The sequence below is a fragment of the Mesorhizobium sp. WSM3859 genome, from assembly GCF_002295065.1.
In the GTDB taxonomy this organism is placed as follows: domain Bacteria; phylum Pseudomonadota; class Alphaproteobacteria; order Rhizobiales; family Rhizobiaceae; genus Mesorhizobium.
Genome location: NZ_NSGG01000022.1, coordinates 36,474 through 57,316 on the forward strand (window position 1 = coordinate 36,474; position 20,843 = coordinate 57,316).

17 protein-coding genes are annotated in these 20,843 nt (G+C 64.2%); 12 read left to right on the forward strand and 5 right to left on the reverse strand.

Annotated features, from left to right (window positions below):
• Nucleotides 1–22: 22 nt before the first annotated feature.
• Complete coding sequence (locus tag CK230_RS30230) at nucleotides 23–1,006, forward strand: bifunctional riboflavin kinase/FAD synthetase (RefSeq protein ID WP_095820439.1); 984 nt, start codon at nucleotides 23–25, stop codon at nucleotides 1,004–1,006.
• Nucleotides 1,007–1,024: 18 nt separating this feature from the next.
• On the opposite strand, the gene CK230_RS30235 is transcribed toward CK230_RS30230, so the two are convergent.
• From CK230_RS30235 to CK230_RS30250, 4 genes are all read right to left on the reverse strand, one after another.
• Entirely contained in the window at nucleotides 1,025–1,579 is a 555-nt protein-coding gene (locus CK230_RS30235) for an HdeD family acid-resistance protein (protein WP_095820440.1), read from the reverse strand.
• Nucleotides 1,580–1,823: 244 nt separating this feature from the next.
• Nucleotides 1,824–3,275, reverse strand: a complete 1,452-nt coding sequence (locus CK230_RS34135) for a glycosyltransferase family 1 protein (RefSeq protein ID WP_348629178.1) — start codon at nucleotides 3,273–3,275, stop codon at nucleotides 1,824–1,826.
• Complete coding sequence (locus tag CK230_RS33890) at nucleotides 3,275–4,240, reverse strand: glycosyltransferase (protein WP_245430107.1); 966 nt, start codon at nucleotides 4,238–4,240, stop codon at nucleotides 3,275–3,277. The genes CK230_RS34135 and CK230_RS33890 overlap by 1 nt, the downstream gene beginning before the upstream one ends.
• A 127-nt stretch (nucleotides 4,241–4,367) precedes the next feature.
• Complete coding sequence (locus tag CK230_RS30250) at nucleotides 4,368–5,255, reverse strand: hypothetical protein (protein WP_210201504.1); 888 nt, start codon at nucleotides 5,253–5,255, stop codon at nucleotides 4,368–4,370.
• Nucleotides 5,256–5,447: 192 nt separating this feature from the next.
• Here CK230_RS30250 and CK230_RS30255 point away from each other — a divergent pair, with 192 nt between their 5' ends.
• From CK230_RS30255 to CK230_RS30280, 6 genes are all read left to right on the forward strand, one after another.
• Nucleotides 5,448–6,641, forward strand: coding sequence for a glycosyltransferase family 4 protein (locus CK230_RS30255; protein ID WP_141246153.1), 1,194 nt, complete (start codon nucleotides 5,448–5,450; stop codon nucleotides 6,639–6,641).
• Between the two features lie 163 nt (nucleotides 6,642–6,804).
• The gene (locus CK230_RS30260) at nucleotides 6,805–8,349 is read left to right on the forward strand and encodes an acid phosphatase (protein ID WP_095820444.1); all 1,545 of its coding nucleotides are present in this window, start codon (nucleotides 6,805–6,807) and stop codon (nucleotides 8,347–8,349) included.
• A 23-nt stretch (nucleotides 8,350–8,372) separates the two neighbouring features.
• The gene (locus CK230_RS30265; protein ID WP_095820445.1) at nucleotides 8,373–8,576 is read left to right on the forward strand and encodes a hypothetical protein; all 204 of its coding nucleotides are present in this window, start codon (nucleotides 8,373–8,375) and stop codon (nucleotides 8,574–8,576) included.
• A 132-nt stretch (nucleotides 8,577–8,708) separates the two neighbouring features.
• Complete coding sequence (locus CK230_RS30270) at nucleotides 8,709–9,506, forward strand: MipA/OmpV family protein (RefSeq protein WP_095820446.1); 798 nt, start codon at nucleotides 8,709–8,711, stop codon at nucleotides 9,504–9,506.
• Nucleotides 9,507–9,755: 249 nt separating this feature from the next.
• Complete coding sequence (ileS, locus tag CK230_RS30275) at nucleotides 9,756–12,734, forward strand: isoleucine--tRNA ligase (protein ID WP_095820447.1); 2,979 nt, start codon at nucleotides 9,756–9,758, stop codon at nucleotides 12,732–12,734.
• Between the two features lie 249 nt (nucleotides 12,735–12,983).
• The gene (locus CK230_RS30280) at nucleotides 12,984–13,658 is read left to right on the forward strand and encodes a hypothetical protein (protein ID WP_095820448.1); all 675 of its coding nucleotides are present in this window, start codon (nucleotides 12,984–12,986) and stop codon (nucleotides 13,656–13,658) included.
• 81 nt (nucleotides 13,659–13,739) lie between these two features.
• Here CK230_RS30280 and CK230_RS30285 read toward each other — a convergent pair whose 3' ends face one another.
• Nucleotides 13,740–14,198, reverse strand: coding sequence for a nucleoside deaminase (locus tag CK230_RS30285; RefSeq protein WP_095820449.1), 459 nt, complete (start codon nucleotides 14,196–14,198; stop codon nucleotides 13,740–13,742).
• 180 nt (nucleotides 14,199–14,378) lie between these two features.
• Here CK230_RS30285 and CK230_RS30290 point away from each other — a divergent pair, with 180 nt between their 5' ends.
• The 5 genes from CK230_RS30290 (at nucleotide 14,379) to CK230_RS30310 (ending at nucleotide 20,735) form a co-directional block, all read left to right on the forward strand.
• A complete protein-coding gene (locus CK230_RS30290) occupies nucleotides 14,379–16,367 on the forward strand; it encodes a pseudouridine synthase (RefSeq protein ID WP_095820450.1) in 1,989 nt (662 codons plus the stop codon).
• The gene (rsmD, locus tag CK230_RS30295; RefSeq protein WP_095820451.1) at nucleotides 16,348–16,902 is read left to right on the forward strand and encodes a 16S rRNA (guanine(966)-N(2))-methyltransferase RsmD; all 555 of its coding nucleotides are present in this window, start codon (nucleotides 16,348–16,350) and stop codon (nucleotides 16,900–16,902) included. Before CK230_RS30290 ends, rsmD begins: the two co-directional genes overlap by 20 nt.
• Nucleotides 16,903–16,996: 94 nt before the next feature.
• Nucleotides 16,997–18,358, forward strand: coding sequence for a pitrilysin family protein (locus CK230_RS30300; RefSeq protein WP_095820452.1), 1,362 nt, complete (start codon nucleotides 16,997–16,999; stop codon nucleotides 18,356–18,358).
• Nucleotides 18,359–18,360: 2 nt separating this feature from the next.
• Complete coding sequence (locus CK230_RS30305; protein ID WP_245430108.1) at nucleotides 18,361–19,884, forward strand: pitrilysin family protein; 1,524 nt, start codon at nucleotides 18,361–18,363, stop codon at nucleotides 19,882–19,884.
• Nucleotides 19,881–20,735: a patatin-like phospholipase family protein gene (locus CK230_RS30310; protein ID WP_095820454.1), complete on the forward strand. Its 855-nt coding sequence runs from the start codon at nucleotides 19,881–19,883 to the stop codon at nucleotides 20,733–20,735. The genes CK230_RS30305 and CK230_RS30310 overlap by 4 nt, the downstream gene beginning before the upstream one ends.
• The last annotated feature ends 108 nt before the right edge of the window (nucleotides 20,736–20,843 follow it).

Consider the following 20,843-nt stretch of genomic DNA (forward strand, 5'->3'; position numbering starts at 1 on the left):
TGGCCATGACGGGCGCCTCTACATGACGCAAACCTTCGAACGTCTTTCCACGGCCACGCCGCTGCCTGCGCATTTGCGCGGCGGCGTCGTGGCGATCGGCAATTTCGACGGCGTCCACCGCGGCCACCAGGCCGTCCTGGAGCGCGCGCTGGCTGAGGCCCGCCGCAATGGCGTGCCCGCCTTGGTGCTCACCTTCGAGCCGCATCCGCGCAAGGTGTTCCGCCCGGAGGTGCCGCTCTTCGTGCTGACGCCGCCGCCGATGAAGGCACGGCTGCTCGCCGGACTTGGCTTTGCCGCCTTGGTCGAGCAGCCGTTCACGCGTGATTTCGCCTCGCTCTCCGCCGAGGCTTTCGTGACCGATGTGCTGGAGAAGAATCTCGGCATCCACCATGCCGTTACCGGCTTCGACTTTCATTTCGGCAAGGATCGCCAGGGCGGCCCGGCTTTCCTGATGGCGGCGGGAGAACGGCATGGCTTCGGCGTGACGCTTGTCGATGCCTTCCGCGATGAAGGCGCCGAAGTGGTCTCGTCGAGCCGCATCCGCGGACTGCTCGCCGAAGGCAAGGTGGAGGAGGCCGCCGGCCTGCTCGGCTACCGTTTCACCGTCGAGGCCGAAGTGATCGGCGGCCAGCAGCTTGGCCGCACGCTCGGTTTCCCGACCGCCAATATGCGGCTTTCGCCCGAAGCCGCCCTGAGGGAAGGGATCTACGCCGTCCGCTTTCGCCGTGCCGACGGCACGCTTCACGACGGTGTCGCCAGCTTCGGCCGCCGCCCGACCGTCGACGATAATGGCGCGCCGCTGCTCGAAACCTATGTCTTCGACTTTTCCGGCGATCTCTATGGCGAGACCTGCGAGGTGTCGTTCTTCGGCTTCCTGCGCCCGGAGCTCAAATTCGACGGCCTCGACGCGCTGGTGGCGCAGATGAAGAAGGACGAGGCCGAGGCGAGGGCGCTGCTGGCGGGCGTGCGCCCGCTCTCGCAATTGGATAGCGAAATCGCTTTCTAGCTATCTCGTCGGGTGCTTCTACCGCTTCAGCGCCAGCCCGATGGCGATGAAGCTCCAGCCCTGGAAGACCAGGTCTATCGCCAGGAAGATGCCAAGCACCCAAAGGCTGTTCACCGGCCAGCCCATGGCGATCATCAGGCCGAGCAGAATGGTGATGATGCCTGCCGCGAGCAGCCATCCCCAGCCTTGCTCCGGTCGGTGGTTGAAGGCCACCCAGGACCGCAAAAGTCCCGAGGCGATGAGCGCGATGGCCAGCAGCAGCGTCAGCACCGCCGAGGCGAGCAGCGGGTTGTCGAAGGCGAAAAAGCCGGCGACGGCGTAGAGCAGGCCGCTCAGCAGCCAGTAGAAGAACCGTCCCCAGGTCTTGACCCCGAAGGCGTGGATGATCTCGATGATGCCAGCCATCAGCATCAGCCAGCCGACGACATAGACCGAGGCGACGGTGGCGATGAACAGATTGCCGAAGGCGATGCCGCCGAAGATCAGCAGCAGCACGCCGAGCGCCACGAACCATCCCCATTTGTCCCGCGTCTGGCCGATTGCGTCTCTGAGAGCGTCGCTTGGCAAAGTCATGGTTTCATCTCCCTCGAAAATTCACCACCGGTCCTGCGGTGAAAGGAAGCTAGACTGAATGGCATTGTCCGTCCAGCAACACGAGCGGAACCCACGGGCGGCCGGGCTGTGCCCCAGCCTTGGAGCAATTCCAGGAAAAGTGTGAGCAGTTAGGTTCGGCGCGTTCGCCGTAGCCTTCCGCCGGGAATTGCGTGAAAACAAGGAGATAGAGCGGTTCGCCGTTTCCGTGAAACGGTGAAACGCTCTAAGGCGCTCGTTCTCGCGCCGGCGTGACTTCATCCGGGAACGGCGCAAGCGTCGCCTCCAGTGTCTCCCGGCCAGCCTGCTCCCAGCTTCGCGCCGTGAATTCGCTGGCCTTCGCCTCATAGGAAGTCCGGACCTCGGGCGAGGTGATCCATTCCCGCATGGCCTTTTCCCATCCTTCGACATCGAGTGGATCAAGGCAGAGTCCGAACGGACCCACCACCTCGGGGATGGCTCCGCCTGTCGAGGCGATCAGCGCCTTTCCGTAGGCCAGCGCCTCGACGGGCGGCAGTCCATATCCCTCATAGAGCGACGGGTACACGCAGAACGCACTGTTTTGGTAGAGCAGGGACAACGTTCCGTCATCGACGTTGTCGAGATGGACAAGGCTCTGGCCGTAGTCGGGATGGCTGTGAAGCTTCGCCAGGACCGCATCGACCATCCAGCCGCTGCGGCCAACGAAAACCAGCTTCATGCCGCCATGCGCGACCGTTCCGTCCTGAACGAGGCGCCGCCAGACGTCCATGAGCAACGAATGGTTCTTGCGCGGTTCGATGGTGGAAACGAACAGGATGTAGCGACCTGTCTCAAGTCCGTCCGGCAGGGGGCCGTCCGCCTTCGATTTGCGCGCGCTGTCGCAGCCGAGCGGGACCAGTTTCAGTTCCGGCAGGCGAAGGCCGAGCCCGGCGGCGTGCTCCTCCATATCGGCGGTGACACGCTTCGACGTCAGGATGAAGCGGTCCGCCAGCCCGATCGCCAGATTCACGTAATCCGTGAATCTCGTGACGTCATGCGGTTTGTACCATTCGGGAAACTGGATCGGGATGATGTCGTTCAGCAGCACGATCAGCTTTGCGCCGGCCGAGCGGGCGTCGCGCGAAATGAGCTCGATATCGGTGTGCGACCAGTCGTTGTTCATCAACAGCAGATGGTCGCCGGGTGTGAGGTCGTGTTTGTCGCCGGCCACCGTCCGCAGCGGCACGATCCGCACCTTTGAACCGTCCTCACGAGCGGTCAGCCGTCGCTCGTTCGCCTTCATCAGGCGGTTTTCGATCCGCTCGAGGAAAGGAAGAAAACCGCTGCCGGGATTGTGCCGGGCGAACGCGCCGATCTCCGTTATCAGGATCCGGCGCGCTTTTATGATAGCCATCAGCGACCGCCGCGCCCAGTTCGGCCAGCGGTCGTAAAACCGCATCTTGATGCGCGCCGGGTCCGGATGGAAAGTCATGTCGCATGAGATGTCGCCGGCGATGATTTCTGCGGCAATCCGCGGCGAAACCTGCCTGAGGACCCGGTCGATCGGGTCGAACACCGTGAACGCCACCTCGGAGGCCGTGAACGCGGCCGCCGCGGCGCTGTAATGCCGCTGCACGCGGACCAGGCCGACCGGAGGGCCGAGCCAGCGCGCCATGCTGGTGAGATCGACGACAAGCCGCATCTGCCGGGGCCGCATCAGCTGGGCCGCATCTTGGCAGGGCGCGCGATCATCCTGCGCCAGGCCAGTCGAGGCCCGAGCGCGAGCGTCCTGAACGAGGGGGCGCCGAGAGCCGCGAGGAGCAGCAGCTTGCAGGTCGTGGCCAAGGGTATGCCCGCCGTTCGCAACAGCAATTCGATGTCGCGTCTTTCCTGGCTCGATACACCGGCCCCCGTGGCGGCGCGCCATGCCAGAAAGGCTCCGATGGCCTCTGTGGGTTGGCCGCTTGTGTCGAACGGCTCGACGCGGGAGCGGCGCAACAGCGCCGACTGCCTGGCCAGCGCCGCGGCCGCCTTTTGCTGATCCTCCTTGACGCGCGACACCTGCCCTGGATGCGAGCGCAATTTGACCAGCCGCGCATCCATATTGGCCAGCTTTCCGGTCTCGGAAAGCCGCAGCCACAGATCGTAATCCTCCGCATAGGTGAATGCGCGACGGTAGCCTCCCACGCGCCGGACGGCCTCGGTCCGGAACATGACCGTCGGATGAAGCATGGGATTGTATCTGGCAAGCGCGGACCGCAACGGCTCGTTGCCGATGGGAACCTCCATTGGCCTCAACGGTTTTCCGTCCCCGTCGATCTGCAATCCCGCCGTGCCGAGCAGCTGCAGATCGGCATCCGCGTCGAAACGCGCCGCCTGCAGGCGCAACCTGTCGGGCAGCGAGATGTCGTCGCCATCCATGCGCGCCACAAGAGGGGCCTGCGCCAGCGCAATTCCCATATTGAGCGCGTCGACGATGCCTTTGCCGCGATTGGCGATAACCTTGACGCGGCCATCGCCCTCGACGAGCGAAGTCGCGATCGCGGCGCTGTCATCCGAGGAGCCATCGTCGATGACGATGACTTCGATATCAGCCAGATCCTGGTCCAGAATGCTTTGCAAGGCTTCGCCGATGTAGCGCGCGCCGTCTCTCACCGGAATGATCACACTTACTGTCGGCAACAGAACGTCCTTGCGATAATCGGGCCTGACCGAACGACCGTTGAATCGGCCAGCTCGAGTACGGGATGTTTGCGGTCTGGATTCAAGGTTCCATCGCAAAGTTCGGTCACCGTGTCGACTGCCAATCTCATTGTCGCGCCGATCCGGGCAGGGCCTGAAGGGCGGGCTCCAGCAAGCGTAAAACCGCCTCGCGCTTTTTCGCCTTCAACGAGAGGTCGCCGTCGAGGCCGACTTCATGGAGCCAGCTTCCCCGCCATTCGCAATAGGCCTGCTTGAGGTCATTCCCGGGCAAGGCCGCGAATGCCGTTATCGGCCGTTGCGGCAACGCGTTCGGGTCCACATCCCGATAAAGCACCTCCCAGTTGGCCCCGCCGGTATCGAGACCGGCGAACCAGTCGAGCCCGAAATCGAGAGGCTTGCGGGCGACGGCGTCGAAACGGAAGAAACAATAGCCCGCCCACAAATACCAACGCGCGCCCGCTCGGCGGAGATCTCCGTAGAACGCCACATCTTGGAGAGGCTCGAACGGGTCGCATGGCTGGGTCGGGAAAAGATCCTGGTCCAGAAATCCGAACGCGGCCGGTGCCGCGGGTTTCAGAACATTGTGCCACATCCAGTTGAGCGCCGCGCCGTGGGACCGGCTCGGGTTTTTGATGGTCCATGGATTGGCCGGCAGCCTGACATAGGGAACGCCTCGGGCCACGCATACCTGCCTGTTCTCTTCCGCTGCAGCTTCGCTGATGCTGTTGTCGGCCACGATGTGGAGGTCGCTCCGGACAAGTCTCCTGACCAGCCGCACCTGCAGGTCGAGGCATTGGGCATCGCCGAAGGCGGTGGTGAGCAGCACATGGCGACCCCGGGCGGCATAGCGAATCCCCGCGATGTCGCCAGCCTTGGCCGGCAGGCTCAGGAACCTCCGGTCGATCTTCCGGTAACGGGCCGTCTTGACCGCATGTGTCAGCGGCTGCAGCCTCAGCCATTGCCGCCAGTTGTATTCACGCAGGGCCTTTGGCACGGGTATGGCGACTCTCAAGCGAAACCGGCTTGGCAGCCACAATTAATCCATGGAATCTTCATAATCGGATCCGGTTGATTTTTTTTTTGGAAAAGCTCGAACGCAACAGCATCCAAGTCTCTTGATAACCCGCTATATACAGCATATTCGTCTTTTCAACACGACTGACACTAAGCGCCCTGCTTTGTTTGTTTGAAGGAAGAAGTCTACGGCGCGCCCGCAGCTCTCCGCCGATCGGACCTGGGTAAATGGCGCTCTCCGGAACATACAATGAGAATTTGCTGCGCAATCTCTACCCTGTTCATGAATGGGGGTCTGCAAAGGGATTGTCTCAATATTAGCGACCGCTTGATCAGGCTGGGCCATAGCGTGACGATCCTGACGACACGCCAGGTCGGTCATGTCGACAGCTCGGCGACGATAAAGGTCCAGCCTGCCCGGGTCATCTCCAATCCGGGCACCGAATATGCGCTGGGAAAGACCCTGCTGACGGCCAGGCGGGATTTCGACTGCGTGGTCGGTTTCAACAAGATGGCGGGCCTGGACATCTACTATGCCGGCGACCCGCCCTATTTTGTCTCGAAGCTCGGATGGTGGCGGCCGTTTTCGCCCCGCTTCATCCGCCAGCAAAAGCTCGAATCGATGATCTTTGCTCCCGGCAGCGCCGTGCAGATCATTGCGCTCAGCGAACACCAGGCAGCACTTTACCGCGACTTCTGGCGAACCGAGGAATCGCGCATCCATGTTGTCGGACCGACGCTCGATCCGAAACGCCGCCGGCCGGAGTTGCTGGCTGGCGACCGCAATGAAATCCGCGATCGTTTCGGGCTTCCCCGCCAGGCCGTCATCGCCTTGAGCATCGCCAACAGAATGAAAGTGAAGGGTCTCGACCGGGCGGTGAAGGCCCTGCAGCCGTTCCCGGACATTCACTGGCTGGTGGCCGGTCTTCGCAAAAACAGCGAGGAGGAAATCCGGCTTCGCAGCCTGATTGCCAAGTCCGGCATGTCGAACCGGGTCACCCTCTTGGGCATACAGGAGGACATCCCTGCGGTTGTGGTTGCGAGCGATTTCATGCTGCACCCGGCGCGCCTGGAAAATACCGGCACGGTGATCCTCGAGGCGCTCGCAAATGGCCTGCCGGTCATTGCGTCGGCCGCTTGCGGATATGCAAAATATGTCCAAGCCAGCGGGGCGGGACTGGTTGTGGCCAATCACGATGATCCCGAAATCTGGCGACAGGCGGTCCTGAAGGCAGGCGACCCGGTGGTGCGGGCACAATGGCACGAGGCGGCCCTTGCCTACGGCGCGTCAAACCCGCTTACCGGCGGGCTGGAGGCGGCCTGCGACCTGATCGAGGCGTCGCGGCGCAATCGGCGCGCCGCGTAGCGCGGCGACACAAGCGATCCCAAATCGCCAAGGGCGATGCCGCTGTGCCTCGCACATGCTGTCGTCAGGGATAGTAGTCCCAATGCCGTCCGGAGTCGCCGCTATTGCAAAGATTCGCCGAAGCTGGTGTCATCCCGTTTTGCACGACTGGTGAGGTACGGTGATGAAGCGCTCCTCTTCGCTTGCCCTGTTTTCCTCGGCTCTCGCTCTGTGTGCTGCCGCTTCGGCTTCCGCAGCCCAACCCGGCGATCCGCCGGACGGCTTGGCCAAGATAGAAACGGTGGTCGTCATCTTCGCGGAGAACCGCGCCTTCGACAATCTCTATGGCCATTTTCCCGGCGCGGACGGCATCGACAAAGCGAGCCAGGAAAGCCTGCAGCAGCGTGACCGTGACGGTTCGGTGCTGTCGGAGCTGCCGCCGGTCTGGGACGGACTGACCGCCAAGGGCGTCACTCCGCCGGTGACGCAGGCGATGACGGAGCACCTTCCGAACGGCCCGTTCACCGTCAATGACGCGAAGGGTTTCAACGTCCCGCTCAGCGTTACCACGCACGATCTGTGGCATCGCTACTACCAGAACCAGATGCAGATCAACGGCGGCAAGAACGACATGTTCGTCGCCTGGGGCGATTCAGGCGCCATGCCGATGAGCAACTGGGACACCTCCAAGGGCGACATGTGGGCGGTCGCGCAGAAATACGTGCTGGCCGACCATTTCTTCATGGGCGGCTTCGGCGGCTCGTTCTTCAACCACCAATGGCTGATCTGCGCCTGCGCGCCTTATTACGCCGATGCCGACAAGAACCCGGCCAAGCCGTCGATCTCGATGACGGACGACAGCGGCACGGCACTGAAGATCGCGGACAATTCGCCGAAATCGGCGCGCGACGGCATCCCGAAGTTCGTCTCCGACGGCAATCTGACGCCGGATTTCTATGCCGTAAACACCATGCAGCCACCCTACCAGCCGAGCGGCAACGATCCGGCGGCCGGTGGCGACCCACTGCTTGCGGATCCGGCCAAGCCCACGACATTGCCGCCGCAGAGCGAGCCGACCATTGGCGACATGCTCAGCCTAAAGCACGTCACCTGGGCCTGGTATTCTGGCGCCTGGCAATACACGCTTGACCACGGCAACCATACGCCAACGCCGAATTTCCAGTACCATCACCAGCCGTTCAATTACTACGCCAACTACGCTCCGGGCACCGAAGCCAGGCGTGAACATCTTCGCGACGCCGGGCTGAGTGGCGTGAGCTTCATCCAGGCGATCGACGACGGCGTGCTGCCGCAGGTTTCCTTCTATAAGCCGCAGGGCAATCTCAACGAGCATTCCGGCTATGCCGACATCCAGGCCGGCGATCGACACATCGCCGATGTCGTGGCGCATCTGGAGAAAAGCCCGCAATGGCCGCATATGCTGGTCGTCGTCACCTATGACGAGAATGGCGGCATCTGGGATCATGTCGCGCCGCCCAAGGGCGACCGCTGGGGACCCGGCACGCGCATCCCCGCGATCATCGTTTCGCCTTTCGCCAAACACGGCTATGTCGATCACACACCCTATGACACGACGTCGATCCTGCGCCTCATCACCGAGCGTTTCGAACTTCCGGTGCTGCACGGCATCGTGGTCCGCGACCGAGCCGTTGCCGCGCATGGCGAGCCGCCGCTCGGTGACCTTACCGGCGGGCTCGACCTGAATTGAGGGCGCGTAAGCGGAGGACGAAGATGGACGCTGACAAGATTGTCGCGCTGGTCACCGCCGGCGGCATCGAGCTCACCGACCGCCGGCGTAATGCCACGGACGACGGTTGGTCACTCAGTTTCGCCAATGGTGCCACGGTGGAAGTGGGCGACGACGGCTCTGCGCGCATTGGCGGAAAAGGCACCAAGGCCGTGGCCAGGCTGCTGGACCCTCCGCGCAACGCCTGATCCGGCGGGCGTTCTCATCTTCGCATGCTGCCGTTCGATGTTACCGATTTTAAGTCAAATTTTACCGAACGCACGGCATGGCTTGGGCGCCGGCAGGTGGTGTTGCCGGCGCGTTTCGCGTAAGGGGTGACGATGCGTATTGTCGGGACGATTCCGCTGGCCGTCGCCGCGGGCCTGTTCACTGCCTCTGTCGCCCAGGCGGGCGAGGGCAGTTGGATATCCGGCGACTGGTACCTGACGCTCGGCGCCACAGGCCTGGTCGCGCCGAATTTCGAGGGCGGCAAGAAATACATGTTGAGCGCCCAGCCGATCATCTCGCTGGGCAAGGTCGGTCCCGAAGCGCGGTTCACCTCGCGCAACGACAACATCTCGCTGGCGTTGATCGACGACGGTTCCGTGCGCGCCGGCCTGACCGGCAAGTTCCTGTTCCATCGCACCAGCAAGGACGAACTCCAGGGTCTCGACCCGGTGCGCTTCGGCGGCGAAGTTGGCGGCTTCTTTGAGTTCTATCCGTTGGATTGGCTGCGCGCCCGCGCCGAGTTGCGGCATGGCATCCGCTCACACAACGGCTTCGTTGCCGACATCGCGGCCGACGCGTTCTACGACATCACGCCCAGTGTGCGCATCTCCGGCGGCCCGCGCGTGACCTTCGCCTCGTCCAACTATTTCGATGCCTATTACGGCGTCAACGCCACCGAGGCAGCCGCCTCGGGGCTCAGCGAATACCATCCGGGCGGCGGTGTGAAGTCGACGGGCCTCGGCGGCGCGATCACCTGGAAAGTGACCGAGCCGATGACGGCCAGCGTCTTCACCGAATATTCGCGCCTGATGGGGCCGGCTGCCGATTCCAGCCTGGTCAAGGAACGCGGCGACCGCAACCAGTGGATGTTCGGCGTGTCGACCACCTACCGCTTCAATTTCACGATGTAGGTACAAAACCGGCGCGAGCCCTCGAAATCCATGCTTTATTCCTGCCGCGCCATCCGCTAAAAGCCACGCCATGACGAGCTTTTCGCGCCTTTTCGCGATCGCGATACGAATTACGGGCCCGGTGTTCCGGGCGGCCTGAGCGCCGCTGGAGCCGCCGGGAGTTTTCGCGCGCCCCCCTCGCGCCTTCTTCAGAAATCAACGCATATCGCCCGAGCTTTGTGCCGCCGGGCAATTTGAGATGGCAGATCGATGACCGATACTCCTACGACCGATACGTCCGAGACGATCGACTACTCCAAGACGCTTTATTTGCCGCAGACGGATTTCCCGATGCGCGCCGGCCTCCCCGAGAAGGAGCCCGCCCTTGTGAAGCGCTGGCAGGACATGGACCTTTACAGAAAGCTTCGCGAGGAGGCCGCCGGCCGCGAGAAATTCGTGCTGCATGACGGTCCGCCCTACGCCAATGGCAACATCCATATCGGCCATGCGCTGAACAAGATCCTCAAGGACGTCATCAACCGCTCTTTCCAGATGCGCGGCTACGACGCCAACTACGTGCCGGGCTGGGACTGTCACGGCCTGCCGATCGAATGGAAGATCGAGGAGCAGTATCGCGCCAAGGGCAAGAACAAGGACGAGGTGCCGGTCAACGAGTTCCGCAGGGAATGCCGCGATTTCGCCGCGCATTGGATAAAGGTGCAGGGTGGCGAGTTCCAGCGCTTGGGCGTCATCGGCGATTTCGACAATCCCTACACGACCATGGCCTACCACGCGGAGTCGCGCATCGCCGGCGAGCTGCTAAAATTCGCGATGTCGGGGCAGCTCTACCGCGGTTCGAAGCCGGTGATGTGGAGCGTGGTCGAGCGCACCGCGCTCGCCGAGGCCGAGGTCGAATACCAGGACTATGAGAGCGACACGATCTGGGTGAAGTTCCCGGTCGCGAGCCTCGCCCAACCGGTCGCCGATGCCGCGCCGGCGCTGGATGAGGCCGCGCTCGATCTGGTCGAGGCGCATGTCGTGATCTGGACAACCACGCCATGGACGCTTCCAGGCAACCGCGCCGTCAGTTATTCGGCGCGTGTCGCCTATGGCCTCTATGAGGTGACGGCGGCCGAGAACGCTTTCGGCCCGCAGCCTGGCGAGAAGCTGATCTTCGCCGACGCGCTCGCCGAGGAAAGCGCGGTCAAGGCGAAAGTCATCTTGAACCGACTTCATAGCGTCTCGGCCGAACAGCTTGGGAAGCTTACGCTTTCGCATCCCCTCAAGGGCCTTGGCGGCGGTTACGAATATCCCGTGCCGATGATCGCCGGCGAGCATGTCACCGACGATGCCGGTACCGGCTTCGTCCACACGGCGCCCAGCCATGGCCGCGAGGACTTCGACGCCTGGACGGACGCGGCCTCGGAGTTGCGCGAGCGCGGCGTCGACACCGCAATCCCGTTCCCGGTCGACGATGCCGGCTTCTTCACCCGGGACGCGCCGGGCTTCGGCCCGGATCGCGAAGGTGGAGCCGCGCGCGTCATCGACGACAATGGCAAGAAGGGCAACGCCAACCAGGCGGTGATCGACGAGCTCATCAAGCGCAACGCGCTGTTCGCGCGCGGCCGGCTGAAGCACAGCTACCCGCATTCCTGGCGCTCGAAGAAGCCGATCATCTTCCGCAACACGCCGCAATGGTTCGTCTATATGGACAAGGACCTCGGCGACGGCACGACGCTGCGCAGCCGCGCGCTGAAGGCGATCGACGACACCCGCTTCGTGCCGGCTGCCGGCCAGAACCGCATCCGCGCCATGATCGAGGAGCGCCCGGACTGGGTGCTTTCGCGCCAGCGCGCCTGGGGCGTGCCGATTGCCGTCTTCGCCGATGAGGACGGCAATGTGCTGAAGGACGAGGCCGTCAACCAGCGCATCATGGATGCTTTCGAGAAGGAAGGCGCTGACGCCTGGTTCGCCGACGGCGCCAAGGAGCGTTTCCTCGGTAATCACGATGCCTCGAAGTGGCACCAGGTGATGGACATCCTGGACGTCTGGTTCGATTCCGGCTCGACCCATGTCTTCACGCTCGAGGACCGTCCTGACCTCAAATGGCCGGCCGACGTCTATCTCGAGGGCTCCGACCAGCATCGCGGCTGGTTCCATTCCTCGCTGCTCGAAAGCTGCGGCACGAGGGGCAGGGCGCCTTACGAAGCGGTCATCACTCATGGCTTCACCATGGATGAGGAAGGCCGCAAGATGTCGAAGTCGCTCGGCAACACAGTGGTGCCGCAGGACGTCATCAAGCAGTCCGGCGCCGATATCCTGCGGCTCTGGGTGGTGACGACCGATTATTGGGAAGACCAGCGGCTCGGCAAGAACGTGCTGCAGACCAATATCGACGCCTATCGCAAGCTGAGGAACACCATCCGCTGGATGCTGGGCACGCTTGCCCATGACGACGGCCAGGATGTGCCGGTTGAGGCCATGCCGGAGTTGGAGCGACTGATGCTGCACCGGCTGTCTGAGCTGGACGAGGTGGTGCGCCAGGGTTACGACGCCTTCGAGTTCAAGCGCATCACCCGCGCGCTGCTGGACTTCATGGTGGTCGAACTCTCGGCCTTCTACTTCGACATCCGCAAGGACGCGCTTTACTGCGACGGGCCGTCGAGCCTGCGCCGCAGGGCGGCCGTGCAGGTGGTGCGCCACCTCTTCGAATGCCTGGTGAAGTGGCTGGCGCCGATGCTGCCCTTCACCACCGAGGAGGCCTGGCTCGACCGCCATCCCGAAGCCGTCTCGGTGCATCTCGACCAGTTCCCGGCGATCCCGCAGAACTGGCGCAACGAGGCGCTGGCCGAGAAATGGCGCAAGGTGAGGCAGGTGCGCCGTGTCGTCACCGGTGCGCTGGAGATCGCGCGCGCCGAGAAGCTGATCGGCTCTTCGCTCGAGGCGGTTCCGGTGGTGACGCTGGATGACGCCGCGCTGGAAGCGGCCATCGCCGATGTCGACATGGCCGAGATGGCGATCACCAGCGACCTCGTCATCAAGCATGGCAAGGCGCCGGAAGGTGCCTTTACGCTCGACGACGTCAAGGGCGTGGCGGTGGTGGTGGAGAAAGCCGAGGATCGCGGCTTGGTCAAATGCGCGCGCTCATGGCGCTACACCGCCGATGTCGGGCAGGATTCGGAATTTCCGGATGTCTCGGCCCGCGACGCGGCCGTGCTGCATGAGCTGAAGGCGCTTGGGCGGCTCTAGTCGCATGTCGCCCAAAAGTGTGAAGCGGTTTTGGGCTAACGACATGCACCAAGTCAAATAAGTGCAAAAGTACCACGCCGGGCGGACCATATCCGCCCGTGCGTTGCCCTTAACAAGTGGTTGAGGTAAACACGCGACACTCCGGCAGACAAATTGTCGCCGGATTTCCATCGCAAGTGCGAGGAAGAAGGGGACCGTGCCCTTGGCCGGTGGCGACCGAAAGGCAGTTTTAGAGTGGGACTTTTTGGCATGACCGACAGAACGTTCGCGCGCGCCGCGCTGCTGGCGCCGCTTGTGGTATCGGCCATCGCCTTGTCGGGCTGCGTGGGCTCGCCGACCTACGGAACCGACAAGACGGCTGCCGCGCAGCTCTTCGACGATGTTTCCGGCGCGGTCTCGATCACGCCGAAGCACCGCAATCCGATCGACTACAAGCCGCGTCCCGATTTGGTGAAGCCCGCCCCCGGGCAGAAGGAAACCCTGCCGCCGCCGCAGGAGAGCATCCAGACGGCGAGCACCGAGTGGCCCGAATCGCCCGAGGCGCGGCGCGCCCGCATCCGCGCCGACGCCACCGCGCATCAGAATGATCCGAATTACCAGCCGGAAGCCGTCGAGGATGTGCAGACCGATCCCGCGTCGGTGAAGAAGGCGATGGCCGACTCGGCCTCCAGTCACCCGCCACGCTGGTCGCCCGATGATTCCAGCGCTACGCGCACCGCCGAGATCCAGCGCCGGCTTGCCGAGCAGAAGCAGGGCGACCCGACCACTCGCAAATATCTGAGCGAGCCGCCGCTTGCCTATCGCCAGCCCTCCGATGCCGCGCCGCAGAACGAACTCGGCGAGGACGAGTACAAGAAGGAGCGCCGCCTCAAGGCACAGGCGGAAGGCAAGAAGGGCGGCTGGTTCGACTGGCTGGGGCTGTGAATGGTCAGTAGTCAGTAGTCAGTGGTGATCCGGTCACTACTGACCACTCATTACCAGTCCCTACTGACTACTCACTACTCACTACTCACTATCATTCCGTCTTTCGCGAAAAAAATCCTTGAGGATGAGGGCAGCGTCGCTCTCGCCCATTCCCGGATAGATGTCCGGCGTGTGATGGCAGGTGGGCGAAGCGAAAAAGCGCACGCCGTTGATCACCGCGCCGCCTTTCTCGTCGGCGGCGCCGAAATAGAGCCGCCGCAGCCTGGCGAAGGAGATCGCGCCGGCACACATGGCGCAGGGCTCAAGCGTCACATAGAGATCGTAGCCGGTGAGACGCTCGCTGGCGAGCTTCCGGCAGGCCTCGCGGATCGCCAGCATCTCAGCATGCGCCGTCGGATCGGCAAGCTCGCGGGTACGGTTGCCGGCTTTCGCGATCACCGTGTTGCCGCTGACAATCACCGCGCCGACCGGCACTTCGCCGCGGCCGGCCGCCGCTTCGGCCTCTTCAAGCGCCAAGGCCATGAAATCCGGTCGTTTCAAGCGGTTTCCATTCCGATTATTCCTCGCCACCCGAGAATGATCCTGTTATCTAGCGCGAGACCCTGAAAACCGGAATCGGTTTTTGCCGCGCCGCCGGATGCGCAAAATCAAGATGACACTGCCTGCGTTGGGCGTCCGCAAGGGCGCGCGGCGCTGTAGCAGGCAAAGACGAGCAAAGTAATGGACGACGACAAGAAATCTCCACGCGGGCCGCGCAAGGGCGGCTCGAAACCGGCGGGCCGGCGAGACGGCAAGCCGGCCTACGGCGCCAAGAAGCCGTTCGCAAAGCGTGAGCGGCCGATGGCCGCCGAAGGCGAGCGCCCGGCCCGCGATTTTAAACGCAGCTACAAGCCGCGTGAAACGGGGCCGCGTGACACGGGTGAAGGTGCGGAGCGCGGCGACCGGCCGTTTCGCAAAGGTCCGCCGCGTGACGGCAAGCCCTTCGAGAAGCGCGAAGGCCGCAAGCCCTTTGCGCCACGCGGTGACCGGCCGACGGCCGCCGAAGGCGAGCGCCCGGCCCGCGATTTTACACGCAGCTACAAGCCGCGCGAAATGGGGCCGCGTGACACGGGTGAAGGCGCGGAGCGCGGCGACCGGCCGTTCCGCAAAGGCCCGCCGCGCGACGGCAAGCCCTTCGACAAACGCGAGGGCCGCAAGCCCTATACGCCACGCGGTGACAGGCCGATGGCCGCCGAGGGCGAGCGTGGCGAACGCCGTTTCGAGCGCCCCAAGCGCGAGTTCAGCGATCGCCCCGGACGCGACTTTGCCGACCGGCCGAAGCGTGATTTCAGCGATCGTCCGCGCGGCGCGGGAAAGTCCGAGGGCGGCTTCAAGCCGCGCCCGCGTCCTTCGGAAGCCGTGCCGGAGGCCGGCGAGCGTATCGCCAAGCGGCTGGCGCGTGCCGGCATCGCCTCGCGCCGCGACGCCGAGGAACTGATCGCGGCCGGCCGCGTCAAGGTCAACGGCAAGGTGCTGGACTCGCCGGCCTTCAACGTTAGCGCCAACGACGTCATCCATCTCGACGGCACCGAGATCCCGCCGATCGAGCGCACGCGCCTGTTCCTGTTCCACAAGCCGGCGGGAGTCGTCACCACCAACCGAGATCCGGAAGGCCGCAAGACCGTCTTCGACGTGCTGCCGGCCGACCTGCCCAGGCTGATGACGATCGGCCGGCTCGACATCAACACCGAAGGCCTGCTGCTGCTCACCAATGACGGCGGGCTGTCGCGCGTGCTCGAACTGCCGGCCACCGGCTGGCTGCGGCGCTACCGCGCGCGCGTCCATGGCAAGGTCGAGGAGAGCGCGCTCGCCGGCTTGCGTGAGGGCATCGCCGTCGACGGCGTCTTCTACGGGTCGATCGAAGCTTCGCTCGATCGCGAGCAGGGCACCAATGCATGGCTGACGCTGGGCCTGCGCGAAGGCAAGAACCGTGAGGTGAAGAACATCCTTGGCGCGCTTGGCCTCGATGTCACGCGGCTGATCCGCATCTCCTACGGCCCCTTCCAGCTGGAAGATCTGCCCGAGGGACACGTGCTGGAGATCAAGGGTCGGGTGCTGCGCGAGCAGCTCGGCGAGCGGTTGATCGAGGAAGCCGGCGCCAATTTCGATGCCGAAATCCAGAAGCCTTTCTCCAACAAGCCGGTGCGCGCAAGCGGTCCGAGCCGCGCAGAGGCCGACCGGCCGAAATTCACGCGCGACGGCGATCGCCGGCCGATCGGCGAGGGTGGACTGATCAAGGCGCGCAAGCGCCGCGAAGGCAGCCGCGACGAGGCGTTGAGCAAGCTTTCGACCAAGCCGGACAGGGCGTTTGGCGAGCGCGGCGCGAAGTCCGATCGCGGCGGCTTCGGCGACAAGCCGCGTGGCGGGTTTGGCGACAAGCCACGCGGCAAGAAATCCGAGCGCGAGCAGCGGCCGATCGAGCCGCCGGGCCAGCGCAAGGCCAATGTCTGGATGGCGCCGGGCGCCCGGCCCATCGGCAAGGGCAGGGCGGAAGCCGACGCCGCGAGGGCCGCCGAGGCGAAGGCGCGCAAGGCGTCGTTCAAACCGGGCGGCAAGGGCAAGCCGGGCGCAAAGCCGTTCGGCAAGCCCCGCGGCGAGCGCCCCGAAGGCGATGGCGGCAACAGGCCGCGTGGTCCGAAGAGGGGCGGCGATGCGGATCGTCGGCGGTGAGTTCCGCGGACGTCCGCTGGCGACGCCGAAAAGCAATGCCATCCGCCCCACCACCGACCGCACCCGCGAGGCGGTGTTCAACGTCCTGGCGCATCGCTACGCCGACAAGCTGGAGGGCGGCCGCGTGCTCGACCTCTTCGCCGGCACGGGCGCGCTCGGGCTGGAGGCTTTGTCGCGCGGCGCCTCCTACTGCGTCTTCATCGAGGAATCGACCGAGGGACGCGGCCTGATCCGCGAGAATGTCGAAGCCTATGGCCTGACCGGTCGCACCAAGATTTTCCGCCGCGACGCCACGCATCTCGGCGAAGCCGGCACGATCTCGCCCTTCGGCCTGGTCTTCGCCGATCCGCCCTACGGTAAAGGCCTTGGCGAACGGGCTCTGCGCTCCGCCAAGGACGGCGGCTGGCTTCTGCCCGGCGCGCTCTGCGTCGTGGAGGAGGCGGCGTCGGCGCCGTTCGAGCCGGGCGCCGGTTTTTCGGTGATGGACGAGCGCAATTACGGCGAAACGGTCATCCGGTTCATCGAGGCCAGCTAGGTTGTTCCAGCCGCGCCTCGAAAATGCCGAACAATTCACTTTGCCTCGCCAGCGAACCTTGCCTATCGTCGCGTAACTGGGACCGGAGAACTTGATGACACCAACGCGGATTGCGCTGCGCGCGGCGCTCCTTGTCGGCACGCTGGCGATGGCGGCGTCGGCTCCGGCCCGCGCGGCCGACGATGGTGACGTCAAGGATTTCCTGCTCGACAACGGCATGGAAGTGGTCGTCATCCCGGATCATCGCGCGCCGATCGTCACCCACATGGTCTGGTACAAGATCGGCAGCGCCGACGAGCCCGCTGGCAAATCCGGCATCGCGCATTTCTTCGAGCATCTGATGTTCAAGGCCACGACCAATCACGCCGCCGGCGAGTTCGACCGTGCCGTGTCCGAGATCGGCGGCTCGAACAACGCCTTCACCTCTTACGACTACACCGCCTTCCACGAGACGGTGCCGCCTTCGGCGCTCGAACAGATGATGGGCTTCGAGGCCGATCGCATGCGCAACCTGATCTTGACCGACGACGTCATCAAGACCGAGCGCGACGTCATCCTGGAGGAGCGCCGCTCTCGCATCGACAGCAATCCGCAGGCGGTTCTGGATGAGGAGGTCGATGCGACGCTCTGGCAAAACCAGCCCTACCGCATTCCCGTGATCGGCTGGATGCAGGAAATGGAGCAGCTGAACCGTCCGGACGCGAAAGCCTTCTACGACAATTACTACCGGCCGAACAACGCGGTGCTGGTGGTGGCGGGCGATGTCGAGCCGGATGCCGTCAAGGCGATGGCCGAGCGCACCTACGGCAAGGTCGCCCGCGGTCCGGATCTGCGGCCCCGCATCCGCCCGGTCGAGCCGGAGCAGAACACCAAACGCACCGTGACGCTGACCGACGCGCGCGTCTCGGTGCCGAGCTTTTCGACGCAATGGGTCGTGCCGTCCTATCATACGGCCAAGCCCGGCGAGGCGGAGGCGCTGGATCTGCTGGCCGAGATACTCGGCGGCGGCAACCGCAGCCGGCTGTACCAGGAACTCGTCGTCAAGCAGGGGATCGCCTCCGACGCGGCCGCCTATTTCCAGGGCACGATGCTTGATGCCACCAACTTCACCGTCTATGGCGCGCCGCGCGGCGACGCCAAGCTTGCCGATGTCGAGGTGGCGATCGACGCCGAGATCACCCGCATCGTCAAGGACGGCGTGAGCGACGATGAGCTGGAACGGGCCAAGACCCGCTATGTGCGCTCCATGATCTTTGCTCGCGACAAGCAGGACGACATGGCCAACATGTATGGCTCCACGCTTGCCACCGGCGGCAACGTCAAGGACGTTCAGGAATGGCCAGACCGTATCCGCAAGGTCACCGCCGATGAGGTCAAGGCGGTGGCTGCCCGGTACCTGGTGCTCGATCATTCGACCACCGGCTATCTCTTGCCGCAGCAACAGGCGGGGAATTGATGATGAGCTTTGGCCTGATGCGCATGCGCGGCACATTCTTCCCTTCTCCCCTTGTGGGAGAAGGTGGCCGAGCGAAGCTCGGACGGATGAGGGGTGTTCCAGCTTGGCAAGAACGGCGATCCGTCCAACACCCCTCAACCGTCTCGGCGCTGCGCGCCGATCCACCTTCTCCCACAAGGGGAGAAGGCAAGCTCTATCGCGCCGTCGCCACCCTTTGCTTTGCCCTGTTCTTCCTGCTCCTGCCGGCGCTCGCCGCCCGCGCGGAGATGAACATCCAGGAGGTGAAGTCGAAGAAGGGCATCACCGCCTGGCTGGTGGAGGACCATTCGATCCCGCTGATCGCCATCCGCTTCGTCTTCGATGGCGGCAGCGCCCAGGATCCGGCCGGCAAGGAGGGCCTGGTCAATCTGATGACCGGCTTGTTCGACGAAGGCGCCGGCGACCTCGACAGCGACGCCTTCCAGCAGAAGCTCGACGATGCCGGCGCCGAGATGAGCTTCCAGGCTGCGCGCGACGGCACCTACGGCTCGATGCGCATGTTGTCGGAAGAAAAGAGCGAGGCTTTCGACCTGCTGAAGCTTGCCGTCAACCGGCCGCGTTTCGACCAGGCGCCGATCGACCGTATCCGCGCCCAGGTGCTCTCCGGCATCCTCGCCAATGAGCGCGATCCGAACACGGTGGCGCAGCAGCGTTGGCTGCGCGCCATTTATGGCGAGCATCCCTATTCGCGCTCCGACCAGGGGACGAAGGAGAGCCTGACCACCATCACCGATGATGACATCAGGGCGTTCCACAAGGCCAATTTCGCCCGCGACGGCCTGCATGTGGCGGTGGTCGGCGACATCGACGCCGCGACACTGAGCAACAAGCTGGACGACGTCTTCGGCGATCTTCCTGAAAAGCAGACGCTGGCTCCGGTGGCCGATGTCGCGCCAAAGCTGGGGCAGCAGCTCGAGGTGAATTACGACTTGCCGCAGACTTCGCTGCAACTCGCCTGGCCGGGCGTGAAACGCAGCGATCCCGATTTCTTTGCCACGGTCCTGATGAACGAGATCCTGGGCGGTTCGACGTTCACCTCCCGCCTCTTTTCGGAGGTGCGTGAGAAGCGCGGCCTTGCCTATGGCGTCAGCTCCGATCTCGTCGACAACCAGCACTCCCACGCACTGCTGGTGACGACGGCGACGCGCTCCGACCGCGCCGCCGAAACGCTTTCGATCGTGCGCCAGGTGGTGAAGGACATGGCCGAGAACGGCCCCACCGAGGAAGAGCTTGCGGCGATCAAGAAATACATGATCGGCGCTTACGCCATCAACAATCTGGATTCCTCCAGCTCCATCGCCGCGACGCTGGTGGAGCTGCAGGTCGACAATCTCGGCATCGACTATATCAAGCGCCGCGCAGCCCTCATCGACGCGGTGACGCTGGCCGACGTCAAGGCGGCGGCGAAGAAGCTTCTGTCGGCCGATCCCGCCGTGATGGTCATCGGCCCGCCACTGGCGCAGGTGGCGGGAGGCGGCAAGGGATGAGCCCAACCTTCGGGGTGGCTTTCGGCGGCGGCGGCGCGCGCGGTCTCGCGCATATCCATATCATCGAGGCTCTCGACGAGCTTGGTATCAAGCCGGTGGCGATCGCCGGCTCGTCGATCGGCTCCATCATGGGAGCCGGCATGGCGTCGGGCATGACGGGCGCCGAGATCCACGGCTACGCCCGATCGATCCTCGGCAGCCGCGCCGAAATGGCGGCGCGCATGTGGCGCTCGCGGCCGGGCACGATCGCGGAGGCCATGCAGGGCGGCATCCGCGTCGGCCAGTTCAACATCGAGCGCATCCTGAAGGCCTTTCTGCCCGAGGCGATCCCGCAGACGTTCGACGCGCTGAAGATCCCGCTCAAGGTGACGGCGACCGACTATTTCGGCCACAAGCTTGCGGTGTTCGCGGAGGGTGAACTGCATTCGGCGCTCGCGGCCTCGGCAGCCATCCCCGCGGTGTTCCGCCCGGTGGTGCGCAATGGCTGCCTGCTGATCGACGGCGGCATCTACAATCCCGTCCCCTTCGATCTCCTCGAAAAGGATGCCGACATCATAATCGCCATCGACGTGGTCGGCGCGCCGAGCGATGCCGAGCGCAAGCACCCGACCACGGTCGACCTGATGTATGGCGCCTCGCAATTGATGATGCAGTCGATCATCGCCAACAAGCTGCAGCAGTCTCAGCCCCACATCCTGATCCGCCCGAAAGTCTCGAAGTATCGCGTGCTCGATTTCCTGAAGATCGACGCACTGATGGCCGAGACGGCGGAGATCAAGGACGAATTGAAGCGCGCCGTTGAGAAGGCCTTGAAGGCGCATGGCGGCAGACAGGGCGAGAAGGCTATCTGAGCGAATCAGCTCCGTCCGATTCACGCTGCCCGTAGCCAACCTCCGTTGTTGGTAGCTCCTCGTGCTCGATCGCCGCGCTCACCCCCGAGCCGTTGCTGAATAAAGAAA

What these genes read in the sequence shown, in the direction of transcription:
- CK230_RS30305 (WP_245430108.1), top strand. Translation starts at nt 18,361, where the DNA reads ATGAGCTTTGGCCTGATGCGCATGCGCGGCACATTCTTCCCTTCTCCC.
- CK230_RS30270 (WP_095820446.1), top strand. Translation starts at nt 8,709, where the DNA reads ATGCGTATTGTCGGGACGATTCCGCTGGCCGTCGCCGCGGGCCTGTTC.
- CK230_RS30280 (WP_095820448.1), top strand. Translation starts at nt 12,984, where the DNA reads ATGACCGACAGAACGTTCGCGCGCGCCGCGCTGCTGGCGCCGCTTGTG.
- CK230_RS30265 (WP_095820445.1), top strand. Translation starts at nt 8,373, where the DNA reads ATGGACGCTGACAAGATTGTCGCGCTGGTCACCGCCGGCGGCATCGAG.
- CK230_RS30230 (WP_095820439.1), top strand. Translation starts at nt 23, where the DNA reads ATGACGCAAACCTTCGAACGTCTTTCCACGGCCACGCCGCTGCCTGCG.
- CK230_RS30235 (WP_095820440.1), bottom strand. Translation starts at nt 1,579, where the DNA reads ATGACTTTGCCAAGCGACGCTCTCAGAGACGCAATCGGCCAGACGCGG.
- ileS (WP_095820447.1), top strand. Translation starts at nt 9,756, where the DNA reads ATGACCGATACTCCTACGACCGATACGTCCGAGACGATCGACTACTCC.
- CK230_RS30300 (WP_095820452.1), top strand. Translation starts at nt 16,997, where the DNA reads ATGACACCAACGCGGATTGCGCTGCGCGCGGCGCTCCTTGTCGGCACG.
- CK230_RS30310 (WP_095820454.1), top strand. Translation starts at nt 19,881, where the DNA reads ATGAGCCCAACCTTCGGGGTGGCTTTCGGCGGCGGCGGCGCGCGCGGT.
- rsmD (WP_095820451.1), top strand. Translation starts at nt 16,348, where the DNA reads ATGCGGATCGTCGGCGGTGAGTTCCGCGGACGTCCGCTGGCGACGCCG.
- CK230_RS30290 (WP_095820450.1), top strand. Translation starts at nt 14,379, where the DNA reads ATGGACGACGACAAGAAATCTCCACGCGGGCCGCGCAAGGGCGGCTCG.
- CK230_RS30260 (WP_095820444.1), top strand. Translation starts at nt 6,805, where the DNA reads ATGAAGCGCTCCTCTTCGCTTGCCCTGTTTTCCTCGGCTCTCGCTCTG.
- CK230_RS34135 (WP_348629178.1), bottom strand. Translation starts at nt 3,275, where the DNA reads ATGCGGCCCCGGCAGATGCGGCTTGTCGTCGATCTCACCAGCATGGCG.